13 protein-coding genes are annotated in these 14472 nt (G+C 63.7%); 3 read left to right on the top strand and 10 right to left on the bottom strand.

Features of this window, described 5'->3' with window-relative positions:
- Complete coding sequence (locus AC1MBE_RS07445; RefSeq protein WP_479782023.1) at positions 1-786, bottom strand: SDR family NAD(P)-dependent oxidoreductase; 786 nt, start codon at positions 784-786, stop codon at positions 1-3.
- Positions 787-918: 132 nt separating this feature from the next.
- Between AC1MBE_RS07445 and AC1MBE_RS07450 the strand changes: the two genes are divergently transcribed.
- Positions 919-1458, top strand: coding sequence for a TspO/MBR family protein (locus AC1MBE_RS07450; protein ID WP_479782025.1), 540 nt, complete (start codon positions 919-921; stop codon positions 1456-1458).
- 98 nt (positions 1459-1556) lie between these two features.
- On the opposite strand, the gene AC1MBE_RS07455 is transcribed toward AC1MBE_RS07450, so the two are convergent.
- Both AC1MBE_RS07455 and AC1MBE_RS07460 read right to left on the bottom strand, forming a co-directional pair.
- Positions 1557-2054 carry an SRPBCC family protein gene (locus tag AC1MBE_RS07455; protein ID WP_479782026.1) on the bottom strand — a complete coding sequence of 166 codons (498 nt, stop codon included), beginning with the start codon at positions 2052-2054 and terminating at the stop codon, positions 1557-1559.
- Positions 2055-2066: 12 nt separating this feature from the next.
- Complete coding sequence (locus AC1MBE_RS07460) at positions 2067-2456, bottom strand: ArsR/SmtB family transcription factor (RefSeq protein WP_479782028.1); 390 nt, start codon at positions 2454-2456, stop codon at positions 2067-2069.
- 163 nt (positions 2457-2619) lie between these two features.
- Here AC1MBE_RS07460 and AC1MBE_RS07465 point away from each other — a divergent pair, with 163 nt between their 5' ends.
- Positions 2620-3711 carry a type I restriction endonuclease gene (locus tag AC1MBE_RS07465; RefSeq protein WP_479782030.1) on the top strand — a complete coding sequence of 364 codons (1092 nt, stop codon included), beginning with the start codon at positions 2620-2622 and terminating at the stop codon, positions 3709-3711.
- 148 nt (positions 3712-3859) lie between these two features.
- Here AC1MBE_RS07465 and AC1MBE_RS07470 read toward each other — a convergent pair whose 3' ends face one another.
- The 4 genes from AC1MBE_RS07470 to AC1MBE_RS07485 form a co-directional block, all read right to left on the bottom strand.
- Positions 3860-4747: a fumarylacetoacetate hydrolase family protein gene (locus AC1MBE_RS07470; protein ID WP_479782032.1), complete on the bottom strand. Its 888-nt coding sequence runs from the start codon at positions 4745-4747 to the stop codon at positions 3860-3862.
- An 87-nt stretch (positions 4748-4834) separates the two neighbouring features.
- On the bottom strand, positions 4835-5512 hold the full coding sequence (locus AC1MBE_RS07475; protein ID WP_479782034.1) for an HpcH/HpaI aldolase family protein: 678 nt from the start codon (positions 5510-5512) through the stop codon (positions 4835-4837).
- 41 nt (positions 5513-5553) lie between these two features.
- Complete coding sequence (locus AC1MBE_RS07480; RefSeq protein WP_479782035.1) at positions 5554-6798, bottom strand: alpha-hydroxy acid oxidase; 1245 nt, start codon at positions 6796-6798, stop codon at positions 5554-5556.
- 24 nt (positions 6799-6822) lie between these two features.
- Positions 6823-8190 carry an MFS transporter gene (locus AC1MBE_RS07485; protein WP_479782037.1) on the bottom strand — a complete coding sequence of 456 codons (1368 nt, stop codon included), beginning with the start codon at positions 8188-8190 and terminating at the stop codon, positions 6823-6825.
- A 173-nt stretch (positions 8191-8363) separates the two neighbouring features.
- Between AC1MBE_RS07485 and AC1MBE_RS07490 the strand changes: the two genes are divergently transcribed.
- Positions 8364-9323: a LacI family DNA-binding transcriptional regulator gene (locus AC1MBE_RS07490; protein WP_479782039.1), complete on the top strand. Its 960-nt coding sequence runs from the start codon at positions 8364-8366 to the stop codon at positions 9321-9323.
- Positions 9324-9382: 59 nt separating this feature from the next.
- Here the strand turns inward: AC1MBE_RS07490 and AC1MBE_RS07495 are convergent, their stop codons facing one another.
- The 3 genes from AC1MBE_RS07495 to AC1MBE_RS07505 form a co-directional block, all read right to left on the bottom strand.
- The gene (locus AC1MBE_RS07495; protein WP_479782040.1) at positions 9383-11335 is read right to left on the bottom strand and encodes an ATP-binding protein; all 1953 of its coding nucleotides are present in this window, start codon (positions 11333-11335) and stop codon (positions 9383-9385) included.
- 81 nt (positions 11336-11416) lie between these two features.
- On the bottom strand, positions 11417-11836 hold the full coding sequence (locus tag AC1MBE_RS07500) for a DUF7793 family protein (protein WP_479782041.1): 420 nt from the start codon (positions 11834-11836) through the stop codon (positions 11417-11419).
- A gap of 71 nt (positions 11837-11907) precedes the next feature.
- Positions 11908-14229: a glycosyltransferase family 2 protein gene (locus tag AC1MBE_RS07505; RefSeq protein WP_479782043.1), complete on the bottom strand. Its 2322-nt coding sequence runs from the start codon at positions 14227-14229 to the stop codon at positions 11908-11910.
- Between the last annotated feature and the right edge of the window lie 243 nt (positions 14230-14472).

Consider the following 14472-nt stretch of genomic DNA (forward strand, 5'->3'; position numbering starts at 1 on the left):
CTACAGCGCGGACCAGCCGCCGTCGGACGCGAGGACGGCGCCGTTGACGTTGGTGCCGTCATCGCTAAGCAGGAAGGTGATCGAGGCTGCCAGCTGCGCCGCGGTGGCGGGGGTGGGGGTGGGGATGTTGGCGCCCATCAGCGGGCCGAGGCGCTCGGCGGCCAGCTGGGAGCCCCAGTCGGCCACGATGTTGGTGAGGGTGGCGCCGGGGGCCACCGCGTTGAAGCGCAGGCCCTTCGGCCCGTACATCACCGTGGAGTTTTTGGTCAGCCCGACGAGGGCGTGCTTGGACGCGGTGTACGCGGCGCCGGCGGCGGATCCGCGGAGCCCGGCCTCGGAGGCGACGTTGACCACGGACCCGGTGCCGGCCTGGAGCATCAGCGGGACCACGGCCCGGGTCAGGCGCATCAATGCGGTGACGTTGATCCGGAAGACCCGCTCCCAGACGGCGTCGTCCACCTCGTGGATCGGAGCGAAGTTGTCCATGATGCCGGCGACGTTGGCGAGGGCGTCCACGCGGCCGCCCGCGGCGGCGACGACGGCGGCCACGGTTTCCTCGGTGGAGATGTCGCCCGCCACCGGCACAATCTCCAGGCCGGCGTTCTCGGCCAACAGGTCATCCAATCGCTGCTTGCTGATGTCCGCCGCGATGACCCTGCCGCCCTCCTTCGCGACGCGCAGCGCAGTGGCCAGGCCGATGCCGGAGCCGGCCCCGGTGACGATGACGGTCTGACCGGCGAAACGCCCCGGAGTGATGGTTTCCTGCCATGAAGCTTCGTTGCCCATGTTGTCCTTCCAGACGTGGTCGGCTCTGACAGCGTTAGCCTAACCGGGGCAGCGTCCCCCGGATAGGCCGGCGGGGGGCAGTTCCGACGTCGCAGTTTGACGGAAGGGTCCGCGGTTGTCCACAGTGATTCAGTGCCCTTGAACGTTGAACAAAGCGCCCCGGGCACCCTTGCCCCCGGCACCGGCCCGCGGCGGCGTCAGATTGCGGCCCTGATCGGCTTTCTGGCCGCTTCCTGGGCCGTATCACTGCTGGGCTCCCTGCCGATCAGGATGAACAGCGCCTGGTACGCGGCCGCGGACACGGCGCCGTGGACCCCGCCGGGGTGGATGTTCGGTTCGGCCTGGCTGGTGCTGTATGCGGCCATGGCGGTGGCGGCGTGGCTGGTGTGGCGGCAGCGGCTCTTCCCTCGCCGGGATGCGCTCAAGGTTTACGCCGCCCTGCTGTTGCTGAACCTGGCGTGGCCGCTGATGTTCTTCGGCCTGTACCCGATGATAGGCACCGCGGCCCTGTGGCTGGCGCTGCTGCTGATTGCTGCCCATGCCGTGTTTGCGACCGTGGCCGTGCTGCACTTCGGACCGATCAGCACGACGGCGGGGGTGCTGATGCTGCCGTACGTCTCGTGGCTGGTGTTCTCGGCCAGCCTGAACCTGTACGCGGCCGTCAACAACTAAGCAGGCGGCCAACCGGCCTGCAACAAGCGGAAGGACGACGGCGGGGCCCGCCCCGGCGTCGTCCTTCTGTTTAACGCTGTGTCTCGTTCGCCCTTCGGTCAGGCGTTGGCGTGCTCGGCGAGGATCGCGTCGACCTGGCCCAGGGCCCCCTTCATGCCTTCCTCCATGCCCATGGCGACGATCTTCTCCATCTGCTCCTCGGTCTCGAAGGTGGAAAGCACGGTCATCCGGGTCCGGTCGCCGATCGGTTCCAGCGTCACGGTCCCGTGGATCGCGCCCATCTCCGCCACCGGGTCGCCGTTGTCGTCCGAGAAGCCGTCGTCGAACTCGAGGCTGTGCGGGGCGTCGATGGTGACGAATCGCCACCAGCCGCGGGCTTTCTCCCCATCGGGTCCGGTCATGTAGTAGCTGGCCGCCCCGCCCGGGACGAAGTCATGCTTCTCGAAGGTAGCCGGCCAGGTGGGCGGGCCCCACCAGCGCTCCAGCTGGCGCGGGTCTTCCCAGATCTGCCAGACACGCTCGACGCCGGCATCGAACTCCGCGACGACGCTGAGGCTGAGCGCTTCAAGATTCTTGACTGAACTAATGACTGTCATGATCAACCCTTCCTATCCTTCTGTTTCGCTGGTTTCTGCCCTGCCGGCCGCTCGCTGGCCCGACTGCGGATCCGTTTCGGCCAACAGGTCGGCGATCCGTTCGGTCCGTTGCCGCCAGATCACCTCGTACTCATCGAGCAGGCCGCGGGCCTTCTGCAGCCCGTCGTGGTTGGCCCGCACAATCTGCTCCCTTCCGCGCTTCTCCTTGGTCACCAGGGAAGCGCGTTCCAGCACCGCCACGTGCTTCTGCACGGCGGCGAAACTCATGGCGTAGAGCGCGGCGAGCCCGGTGACCGAGTACTCCCCCACGGTCACCCGCCGCACAATGTCCCGGCGGGTGGAGTCGGCAAAGGCCTGGAACAGGCGGTCCACCGCTTCATCGCTCGACTGATCTACAACCATTTGGTTGTAGGATAGGCCCGCCGCGAGGGAGTGTCAATGGGTTGGCTGCGGCGCAGCCCAGATAAGGCTTGAAACACATGGCCTCAGCTCCAATAGGGAGATGCCGTCGTCTGTCGGTGGGCTGCGCTAGATTGTCAGCACAATCATTTTTTCAGGGGGACGTATGGAATTCGCAGAAAAACTCTCGGCATTGGCAGCAAAGGTGCGCCAGCAGCGAGGGGTAATTCAAACCGAAGAGGCAACGAAAAATGCGTTCGTGATGCCTTTCATCTCCACGATTCTCGGTTACGACGTCTTCAATCCGATGGAGGTCGTTCCTGAGTTCATCGCGGATGTCGGCCTCAAAAAAGGCGAGAAGATTGACTACGCAATCGTCAAAGACGGCGAAGTCCAGATCCTGATTGAATGCAAAAAATCGACGGAGCCCGTGAAGATTGAGCACGCTTCGCAGCTGTTCCGCTACTTCGCAGTCACCAACGCGCGGATTGCAATCCTGACCAATGGCGAGGTCTATCAGTTCTTCACAGATCTGGACGCACCGAACCGCATGGACGCTAAGCCGTTCCTCGTCCTCGACCTGAACGACATCGATGAGACGCTCATCCCCGAACTGCAGAAGCTCTCCAAGGACGTCTTCGACCTCGACTCGATCATCAATGCTGCCGGCGAACTGAAATACATCGGCGAGCTCAAGAGGACGCTGGCTGCACAGTTCAAGCAGCCAGAAGATGAATGGGTCAAGTTCCTGACCGGCCGCGTATACACCGGCGCTTACACGCAAAAAGTCCGGGAACAGTTCACCGCCCTTGTTGCGAAGGCCTCGAAACAGTTCCTCAACGATCAGGTGAACGAACGCCTGAAAAAGGCTCTCGGCGCACCCGGCTTCCCGCAGAACGACGAGGCCACCGCTGCGGCGACGGTTACCAGCGCCCCCGTCGCAGAGGCCGATCTGGAAGCAGCGGATGGCATCGAAACAACTCTGGAGGAAATTGAGGGCTACCAGATCGTTCGCGCCATCGTCTGCAGCGAGGTGAAGCCGGCCCGCATTTCCCAGCGCGACGCCAAGTCGTACTTCGCAGTGCTTCTCGACGACAACAACCGCAAGCCGATCGCGCGGCTCCACTTCAACAGGGCTCAGAAGTACATCGGCCTCTTCGGGAGTGACAAAGAGGAAACCCGCGTGCCGATCAGCTCCCTGGAAGAGATCTATGAGCACACAGAAGCCCTGCGTGCGAGTGTCCGGAGCTACCTGTGAACGAGACCTTCTCGGCCGATGCGAAAAACTAGCTAGAAACGTCAGCTTTGAAAAGTGGGAGGGGCCGAGCGGCCTTGAGATGAGCCTGGGGCGGGCACATTCCCGCCCCAGGCTGCACTTGAATGCTGGGCCACGCAGGCCAGTTCAGTTAGGCCGCCGGACCGGCTACTTTTCCGTTTCTCGCCACGAAATGTTGGCGGATCTCGCCCAAACCCTCGATCGAGCTGACAAGCTCATCACCCGGGACAAGATACTGCTGGGGGGAACGGCCAAAACCAACCCCGTCGGGTGTACCCGTGAAGATGAGGTCCCCCGGATAAAGCTCAACAATTGACGAAAGATGATGGATCAGGTGGGGAAGGCCAAACACCAAGTTCTTGGTGGTCCCCTGCTGAAGTGTCTGGTTGCCGCGGGAGCATGACATGGACAAGCTGCCCGGGTCAGCGACCTCATCGCTCGAGGTGATCCAGGGGCCGGTGGGAGCGAAGCCCTTATAGGACTTGGCGATGGAGAACTGGGGTGCGCCGCCACCCGCGAACTGCAGCTCCCGGTCCGAGAGGTCCTGGCCCACCATGTAGCCGGCCACATGCTCTAGCGCAGAGCCTTCGGGAATGTCTCGGCCGCCCGTGCCTATCACAGCTACCAATTCGACTTCCCAGTCCACAGATTCGCTGGGCAACTCAACGGTGTCCACGGCGCCGGTGAGAGACGACACGTACTTCGTGAAGACAGCGGGGGTAGTGGGCAGGGCTAAGTTGACCTCCTCTGCATGGTCTTTGTAGTTCATACCGATGGCAAAAATCTGGTGCGGGGAAGCGATCGGGGCCTGAAGCTCGTTGGCGCTCAGGCTTCGCGCGTCTTCCCCCTGGAAATCCACCGAAGCGGCCCAATCTTTGAGCTGAGCCCAATCGCCCAGCAGCTCCGACGTTAGGGAACTGAAGCGCCCTCCGCTCGACTCTTCTATGTCGAGGCCAAGAATCTGGTCATGTGCTTTCAGGATCAGGAAGGCCCGGTTGTCGACGTTTCCTATGAGCATATTTCTGTCTCCGGTCTGGTGAGTTTGGTTGGGGGTTCGAGTGGTTGCGTTGAGCCGCGGCTCTTGGCAGGGTGGCTCAACTCGTTTTCACTGCCTGACCATTAGCGCCGCTCCCTGAGCGAGCATCAGGACATCGGAGCTGAGGAGAAAAAGGTCTACCTTAAGAGACGAGAATTCCGAGAGCTGTCCCGGCGAGGTCACAAACAAGCACGTTGCCAGCCCGTGGCTTCGCGCCGTTCTGAGGATTTCCCCGACGGCCTCGGAATGCGTTTCGGACCAGACTTCCTCGTTCATCGACGCCGCAAGGTCAAAGGGCCCGACCATGACCATGTCGAGGCCCGCCACGGCGCAAATCGAGTCCACGGAGGCAAGTCCTGCTGCCGTTTCGATTTGAACAATGACATAGCTTCCACGATCACGATCCGTCCAATAGCGGGAGTCTTGACCGTAGGCACCTGCCCTCCCCAGCCCCACCCCGCGTTCGCCATGGGGAGGAAAGCACGCGAGTGCCGCGGCCGCCCGGGCGTCCTCCGCCGAGGAGACCCGAGGCACTACGACGCCGACGGCGCCGGCGTCCAGCACCTGGCTGATCTGGGGTCCTATGCCAGCGACCCTCACAAGGGGGAAGGCGCCCGCGACTTCAGCCGCCCTGATTCCCTCGGCGATCTCCTTCATGTCGAAGCTTGAGTGTTCGGAGTCAAGGCACAGAACCTCGAACCCCGCCCGGCCCAGAATCTCCACCGACGACGGATGTGGAATGTTCACAAACGATCCCAATAAGGAGCCTTCACGCAACCTTTGTCGCATCAGGCGTTCGCAATCGGAACGGACCGCGTAAGGGCACGGACATGGTCGCGGTTGAGCTCGCCAATCGATGTGACCCCAAGCAGTTTCATGGTGCGCTCGATCTCTGCCGAGAGGATCTCGATGCAGCGGTTGACGCCGGCTTCACCTCCGGCCATCAAGCCGTAGAGATATGCCCGGCCTATCAGAGTGAAATCCGCGCCCAAAGCTATGGCAGCGACAATGTCTGCCCCACTGGTTATGCCAGTGTCGAGCATGATGGTTCCGCGGTCGCCGACCCGGTCAACAATCTGCGGTAGAAGGTGGAACGGCACCGGCGCCCGGTCCAGTTGCCGGCCGCCGTGGTTGGATACCACAATGCCGTCGGCGCCGTGTTCAAAGGCTCGCTCGGCGTCGCCGACCGTCTGGATGCCCTTGACAACCAGCTGGCCTTTCCAAATCTCACGCATCCACCGGAGATCCTCGAAGGTGACGCTGGAGTCATAAAGCGTGGACACCAGGTCGCTCAGTGATCCGCCGCCAGTACGGTCGAAAGCGAACGAGTATGGCTCAGTTGTGAGGAAGTTGATCCACCATTCCGGTCGATACGAGGCGTCCAGCAGCGTCTTGAGAGTCAATTGCGGGGGAATGCTCATGCCGTTTCGCAAATCGCGGACCCGATTTCCCGTGGTGGGCACGTCAACAGTAATGATGAGGGTGTCGTAGCCGGCCCTTGCCGCACTGTTGATCAAATCTACTGAGAGTTCGCGATCCTTCCAGAGATAGAGCTGGAACCATCGCCTGCCTTCGGGTGCTGCTGCCGCCACGTCTTCGATCGAAGTCGTTCCCACCGTAGACAGGGAGTACGGGATTCCTGCCTTGGCCGCCGCCGACGCCACCGCCCGCTCGCCCGCAGAGTGCATCATCCGGGTGAAGCCGGTGGGCGCCATCCCGAAAGGAAGAGCAGAAACCTTGCCCAGGACCGTCGTCGTCATATCGACGTTGGTCACGTCCCGGAGAATGCCGGGTTGGAACTCCACATCAAGGAAGGCTTGCCTCGACCGTTCGATGCTGACCTCGTGGTCGGCAGCTCCGTCCGTGTAGTCAAACGGACCGGCTGGAGTCCGTCGCTTGGCGATGCGACGGAGGTCAGCGATGGTGTGAGCGTTAGACAGTCGCCGGGTAGTTGGGTTTGCCTCCGGCATTTTGAATTTGAGCAGCGGTGCGAAGTCTTTGATCTTCGGGACTTGTCGCTTCAGGTGGGCCATCTTTACTCTTTCTGGTTGTATCGCTTAGACGCGGGCTTCGACTGCTGCCGGGGCCTCTTCGTCCTCATGGACCGGGGCATCGCCAACGGACTTGCCGACGGCAATGACTGCGACAATCGTGACAAGGCTGCAAATGATGCTGAACAGTGAAACGAGCCAGATTTGACCGCCGTTAGCGGCGATGAGTGCGGTAGCAATAAATGGCGTGGGGCCGGCGATCAGGGCGGCATTGATTTCCTTGCCAACGGCGATCCCGGTGTAGCGGTACCTAGCCGGGAACATATTGGCGTTGAGGGCGCCGCCGACGCCGTTCGTGGCGCCCGTGACACCGCCGTAGCCGATGACCAGCGCCAGAATGCTGATGGCGAGGTTACCCGAGGAGAGCATCAGGAAGAACGGGACGGCCCAGAATACGCAGAAGATCATTGAACCCAGGTAGACCTTGCGGTAGCCAATCCGGTCTCCGAGCATTCCCATCAAGGGCGTCATGACGACGGTACTCAGCGCGGCAATGATGACTGCCATGAGGGCAGAAGCCCGGTCCATTCCGACGGTGCCCGTGAGATAGCTCAGTGCGAAGGCGTTCGCCAGGTAATTGTTGCAGTTATGGCCGGTCCACAGCAGAATAGCGCCGATTGTATTCCGGGGGTACAGCCGGAATACCTCCAGGAATGGAACGCGCTTTTTGCCCTCGCCTCCCTGGGTTTCCATTGCTTTGCGGTATTCGGGGGTTTCATCAAGGCTCTTGCGGATGTAGAGGGCCAAGAAGAACAGAACGGCCGATAGCAGGAATGGAATTCGCCAGCCCCATGCCAGGAGATCGTCCTTAGGCAGGCCGATGACGATTGTGAAGGCGATGGTAGCCAGCAGAACGCCGCCACCGGCAGTGCCGTTAACGAGGCCGGTGACCAAGCCTCGTCGCTTCGGCGACACAAATTCGGACACCACCGTCAAAGCGCCCGAAAGCTCTGCACCAGCACCGAATCCCTGAAGTGCTCGGAACAACACGAGCAATATCGGCGCCCAGATGCCGATGGCAGATGCAGGCGGAAGGAGGCCCACGGCCACCGTGGCGAATCCCATGAGCATGATGGTGAGGATCATGGCGGGCTTGCGGCCGATCGTGTCGCCCAGATGGGCAATGAAGATGCCGCCGAGCGGTCGCACAACAAAACCGACGGCGAAGGTAGCGAAAGCTGCAAGGGTGGCAGTCGTCGCGTTACCGCCGGGGAAAAACAGCGGTCCGATTACTAGACCGGCGGCCGCACCGTACAGGGCATAGTCGTACCATTCGATGAGCGTGCCGGCAGAGGAAGCGATTATGGCCTTTTTGGCGCCGGGGGACAAGCGCTTGACCGCGGGCGCGGCGTGGGCAGTTGGGGAGGACATCATTGACCTTTCCAAAACGAGGATGAGGGGAGCACGGCGATCCGTAGAACCGGTGACACGTGTCACTTAGTGGCACGTGTCACTACCGTACAATCGTCCCAACAGGTCCGCAAGGATTTGAGCAAACTTTCTCCGCGGGGCCCCGCATGACACAGAGCTGAGCAAGAAGGAGGCGCATGACAGCCCGGGTAAGCAAGCCGGCCACTAGCGCAGACGTGGCGAGGCTATCCAATGTCTCGCGAACAACTGTGAGCTACATTTTGAACGACGCCCCAGGCAGGCACATCAGCTCAGCGACACGGGACCGCGTTCTGGCTGCCGCTGAAGAGCTTGGCTACACGCCAAACGCGGCAGCAAAGGCACTCCGGGCCGGTAGGAACCAGCTGGTTCTCGCGCTAGTGCCCGACTGGGACATGGGCCCAACATTTTCGGCTGGAATGGAGGCGCTGAATCGTTTACTAGCCGACCGCGGGTACATCTTGGTCATACACAGCCATTCAGATACCGTCCGGCCATTAACGTCGCTCTGGTCAGAGGTGCGACCAGCCATCGTAATGGTCTTCGGCACCCTAAAGGACCAGCACTCGAGGGCGCTTCGGGCGGCCGGAATCAGCTATACCGACGCGCGGATGTTCGAGTACCTGAGCGGGATCAGCAAGCTTCAGTCCGAGCACCTCTGGCGTCTGGGGCACCGAAGGCTTGGGTACTTGCAGCCTGCCCACTTCGTCCCCCGCGAGATAATCGAATACCGCCGGGCGGGTATAGAACAGTTCTGCGCAGAGCACGGCCTTGAGCCGCCTCTGGAAGCAAAACTGGAATACGGCATCGAAGCGGTCCACGAGTTAGATGAGGCATGGTTCCGAGTTGATGACCCCATCACAGGTGTAATAGCCCATACAGACGAGCTCGCTGCGTTCGTCCTCAACGCTTCATCGATCAAGTTCTCCCCCGAGGGATTCGGCCTCATCGGCACGGGAGACCGGCCCATCGCGAAGCTGGGAATCACCACGATCGGCTTCGATTTCGACAAGGTTGCACTTTTTTGGGCGGACAGTGCGCTAGCCGCCTTAGAGGGCCGGAGCTCTACTTCCGAGCCGGAATTTCCGGGCTGGGTGGTTCAGCGAGAAACCGCCTGAACGCCGGCGATGGAGACGGGCCTCCGCCCTTCGAGGCGGAGTGTCAATGGGCCTCCGCCTCAGCCCAGGAACGTCCGGTGGATGTCGCTGCCGTAGCGGCGGATGATGTCCCGCTTGGCGCTCTTGAATGCCTCGAGGTCTCCGGCGTGGCCGTGCTGTTCGGCGCGGCGCCTGGCGAGCTCGTCCGCGATCACATCGAGGAAGAGTTCGGCCAGCAGCAGCCGGGCCGAATCGCGGAACCGTCCTCGGCCGTCGACGTACAGCTGCACGGTCGGCGCGGCGGTGTTGATGATGACCTTGCGGTCCTCGGCGCTGTACACGGCGCGGTCGGCGCTGTTGTGCAGGCTGCGGAATTCGTAGCCGGTGAAGAGGTCGACGCCGTGGTCCCGGCTCGGGCGGCGGGCGTCCCGGTGCGGCGCCGAGGGCTGCGCGGCCGCAACGGCGGCTACCGCGGGGTGCGGCGGCTGGTCGGCGCTGTGCTGCGAAGCGTGCTCGGCGATGACAATTTCACACAGCGCCCAGTAGTCGCCGGCCCGGACGGTGAGCTCCCCCCGCTCACCGGGCTGCTCCCCGGTCACGGCCCATTCCAGCCGCCGCGTATCCCCCAGCGCGCCGACGGCGACCGGGACAGGTTCCGGGTCGATCCGCAGCGAGCCGGGCAGCTCCAGCTCGAAGGTGAGCGTCCCGCCGTCGGGCAACTGCGCCGGGTCCAGCAGCAGGGAAACATGGAACGGGTGCCCCGGCGGGCGGTAGTAGAAGGGGGTGGTGAAGCGCAGCGCCGCGGGCCGCTCCCCCGCCGGCAGGCCGCCGCCGTCGCCGCCGCTCGGCACCGGCGCCGTTTCCAGCCCGAGGTCGACGACGGCCGCCTCGCTCATGTGCTGCAGCAGCTGCTCGATCATCTCGGCGGTGCGGCCGGAGGTGGTGGCCCGTTCCAGGTGTGTGAGCTTCTCCTTCTCTGCCTGCACGGCCCCGGCGATCATCCGGCTGACGGCCTGGGAGAACGCTGCCACAAAGGGGTCCCGGAGGTTCAGGCCCTCGCGCTCGTCACTGATGATCGCCCGGCCGCGGCCCAGCATCCCGGTCAGCGCGTCACAGGCCACGGAGCCGAAAAGGTACTCGGTGCCCACCTGGTTTTCGAACGCGAACAGTTGGCAATCCAGGGCCGCCTTCCCGGAGAGCACCACCAGTCCGTTGGTGCGTTCGTCGCCTTTGAGTGTCAGCTCGGTGTCGGTGGCGCGTTTGAGCGTGACGGAGAACGGATACGCCTGGCCTTCGAAACTGACGCTTCCCGGCTGGTCCGGGCCCAGCAACAGGTCCGCCGGGGGTTCCTGGAACCGGACCGGGTCGCGGCCGTTCCCGCCGGAGCCCGGCTGCCCGTGCTCCAGCTCCACGTTCCGTCGGTCCAGCACCGCACGCAGGTAGAAGTTGTCGGAGAGGGACTGCAGCAGGGTGCTGTACTGGGTGATCCGGACGCGGGGATTGTCGACGGCGATGCTCACCCGGGTGCCACTGGCGGCCGGTGCTTCGTCGATGCCCAGCCGGGCGTAGTCGGCCGGGAACGCGCGGCGGTCCTCCCCGCCGTCGTCGTAAAGGTAGCGGCCGTTCTGCCCGCGGAAGACGTCGATCCGGGTGAAGCGCCCGGCCTGGATGGTCTCGATCCAGCCGTGGCCCAGGCCGAAGATCGCCTGTTTGAGGCCGCGGCCGAAGTAGCCGCGGCCGTCGCCCTGGCCGCGCGCGAGCGGGCTGTGCGCGCCGCCGTAGCTGAGGATCCGGCCGGCCTGCTCGAAGGACATACCCTCGGCCTGGTCGCTGACCATCAACACGGCCCCGGTGAGGTGCCGCTCGTACCGCACCTGGATCCTGCCGCTCACGGGGGCGCCGGTTTTCTCGAGCCGGGCATAGCTGTCGTCGCTGTTGGTGATCAGCTCCACCAGCGCCTTCTCCACCGAGGCGAAGCGCCGCGAGTCGATGCCGATTACGCGCTGGTCGACTTGGATTTCGGCAACCGTCATGCTGATTCCCTCGCTCACAACTGAAGCTGTTGCTGTGATGCCGCTCTTACCCGGACAGTAGCAGTCCCGGCAAGGGTCAGCCTAGGGAGTTATGGCTGCGGACTGTTCCGGAAGCACGTCCGCTTCCGGGCTGTCGAGGAAGCTGTTAAGCCAGGCCACGGCGTCTACCCGCGAGGTGAAGAATTCGTGCGGGTACCGGGTGTCCCGGCTGGTCGCGGCGGCCACCACACGGTCCACCGCGCTCGATCCCAGGACCGCAATCGCAACCACGTCGACCGACTTGGCGAACTCGTACCGAGCGGCGGCGCTGATCTCCACGTCGGTCATGACGGACAGCATCGGCAGCCGCCTGCCCTGGCTGATCCGTTCCGTGGCGCTCATGGCATCGCGGGCGTCGTCGACGTCCACGAACGAACCGGGGGTCCAGACGGACTCAAGGATGCCGTCGCTGATGCGCAGGGAGTTCTTCCCGTCGGCAGCGAGCATTGGTTCTGGCATCATCTGGCCAAGTCTAGGCGCGGCCGTGCCGTGAACGGCGGCAACACGGCACGGCCCTGGCAGAAAACCGGTAGTCAGCGGACACCGGCCCGCTTGCGCCGGTCCTTTTTGCCGCGCAGGTCACGGTTGAGGCGGCGGTCGCCGTGGTACAGGATCGACGCCCAGTCGACCTCCTCAAGGGACTTCGGAATGATCTGCGGCGGTGCCGGCGCGGCCTGCTTCGGCTTGACGTAGAGCCAGTTCAGCACACCGAGGAAGATGTCCACGATCGAGTTCCTGATCCCCATGTAGGCGCGGATCGCGTACGCGGCCATGACCGCGTTGAAGGCCGCGAAGGCGGCGTTGGTCCAGTTTTGCTGCATAAAATCGCGGTAGACCGTAAACAGCGAGAACGCCACGATCGCGTACGGCGCGATCACGAAAAGCGCCGGGGCGGCCGTCCGGTCCTTGACCTTCGGGGTGCGCGCGAACGGGATCTTGTCCCCGGTCAGCGCCTGCTGCAGCGATTTCAACACGCCGGCCAGGTTCACCGGCATCAGCACCAGGTTGAACCCGTAGATCCGGAAGATGTCGCTGAAACGGTGGCCGCACTCGCGCAGGTCGCTGCCCATGGCCAGGAAGTACGGCAGCGCCGCGGCGAACACCAGGGGGCTCAGGAGCCGGCTGTCGTAGGGGTAGGCCAGCAGGAAAAGCAGCCCGAAGCTGGCCCAGGTGAGGGACGCCATGTAGTTGACGCGCAGCATGATTTCACGCGCCCGAACCTCCTTGTCCAGGCCACGGCGGTGCCGGATGGTGTCCCACAGCTTCGGCAGGATCAGCAGCCCGCCGTTGGCCCAGCGGCGGCGCTGCACCACTAGGGAGCCGAAGTCCGGGGGTGTGGCGCTGTAGCTCAGACGCTCGGGATAGTTGACCAGGTCCCAGCCTTCGCGGCCCAGGTCCACGCTGGATTCGGTGTCTTCAATGACGGTCCGGTCCTGGATGTAGGTCCGCACCTCGAAGCCGCCCTCGGAGGAAATTTCCACGATGTCTTCAAGCGCGATCTTGCGGATCACGGCGTTGGCGCCCACCCAGAAGGTGGCACCGTACCGGGTCATCCCCTGGTGCTGGATGTGCTGCAGATCGGTGGTGGCTCCCGCGACCCGTTCGATGCGCGTCGGGGCGCCGCGGAACGAGGAGTACGGCGTCTGCGTGACGGCGACCCGTTCGTTGCCGGGAGATTCCAGGAAGTGGACCAGGCGCAAGCAGTAGTCCCGCAGCAGCAGCGAATCGGCGTCGAGGGTCAGGACGTAGGTGCTGTCCTCGATCACGAGGTCGTCGGCGGCGGATTTAAGCGCCGGCCGCAGCACTGTCCCGTCGGCCGTTTGTTCTTTCTGCCACCGGTGCCCCATGAGGCTCAGGTAGGAGTTCAGGTTCATGGCCTTGTTCGCCTCGTGCGACAGGCTCGCATACTTCTTGCGCTCGAAGGTCGAAACGCGGGCGTTGAAGATCCAGGTCAGCCGCGCGTAGAGCTCCCGCATGCGTGCCGGCTCGGGTTCGGCACCCTGCGCCTTGGCGGCATACAGGGCAGTCAGGACCAGCCGCAGCTCGCGGGCCAGGCCCATCAGCACCAGATCCACGAAGAATTCATCGACGTGGTCTTCAACCCGCTCCGCTTCGGCCATCCCCTCAAGCCAGCCGGCGGCGTACTCGTACTCCTCGATCAGCGCGGGCAGCTCCCCGCCGGCCTTCCCTTCGCCGGTCCGCCGGTTGAAGGCGTCGCTCGCGGCGTTCAAGCGATCGGACGGCTCTTTGAGCGTCCGGGTGATGCCGGCTGCGAGGTCGCGGGTGGCTTGCAGCCGCTCCTGGTCGTCCGGATCCGTGGGGAACGGCGGATCGTCAAGCAGGAGGACAACGGACAGATCGGGGAATTCCTGCAGCGCAGCTGACCAGAGCGTGGCCCGGACCACCTGCGGCTCTTCGGCATAGGAAGGTACGAGGACCGTGACCGCTTCCTCGTAATCGGCGAAGTGGCGGTCCAGCTCCCCGCGGGGAACGCGGCGGTGCTCGCGGAAGCGGTTCAGGGCGCCCTGCCGGGCCAGCAGGTACATCAGCGCCGAAAAAGTCAGGAATGTTACGACGACGACGTAAGAAACCGCCTCCGCACGGAACCGGAAGCCCGCCGTCGGATCGTTGATCAGCGCCCTAAGCACCGTGGTCACCACGTACGCTGCCCAGGCCAGCACCGTCACCACGATGCCGACGCGGCCCAGGATGATTTTCCGGCGCGAGGGCTCCGGATGCACGATCGCCAGCGGTTCCGAGCGGCGCTCCGCGCCCCATTGGCGTTTGCGGCCTTTCGTTGCCTGCTCGTCGGCCGTAGTGTCGTCAGGCCGCGGAACGGTCAAGAGGTCAGACATGCATCCCCATCCACATCATGTGCACCCCCAGCGGACACACGTCAGGCCGCCCTTCCCGTCAATTTGGGGTGCGACCTGCCCTTATACTAAGCGCACGACCCCAAATAACTTGTCCCCCGGCTTTATCACCTGGCCAGCGGCAGAATATTTGGCCGCGAATCCGCGTGGAGGGGTTGGGGCACCACACTTTGACAAGCATTGGGGTATATCTGTGTCGAACCGCTTTCCCGGGCGCCGTCTCTC

The organism is Arthrobacter sp. BG5 (assembly GCF_056680155.1).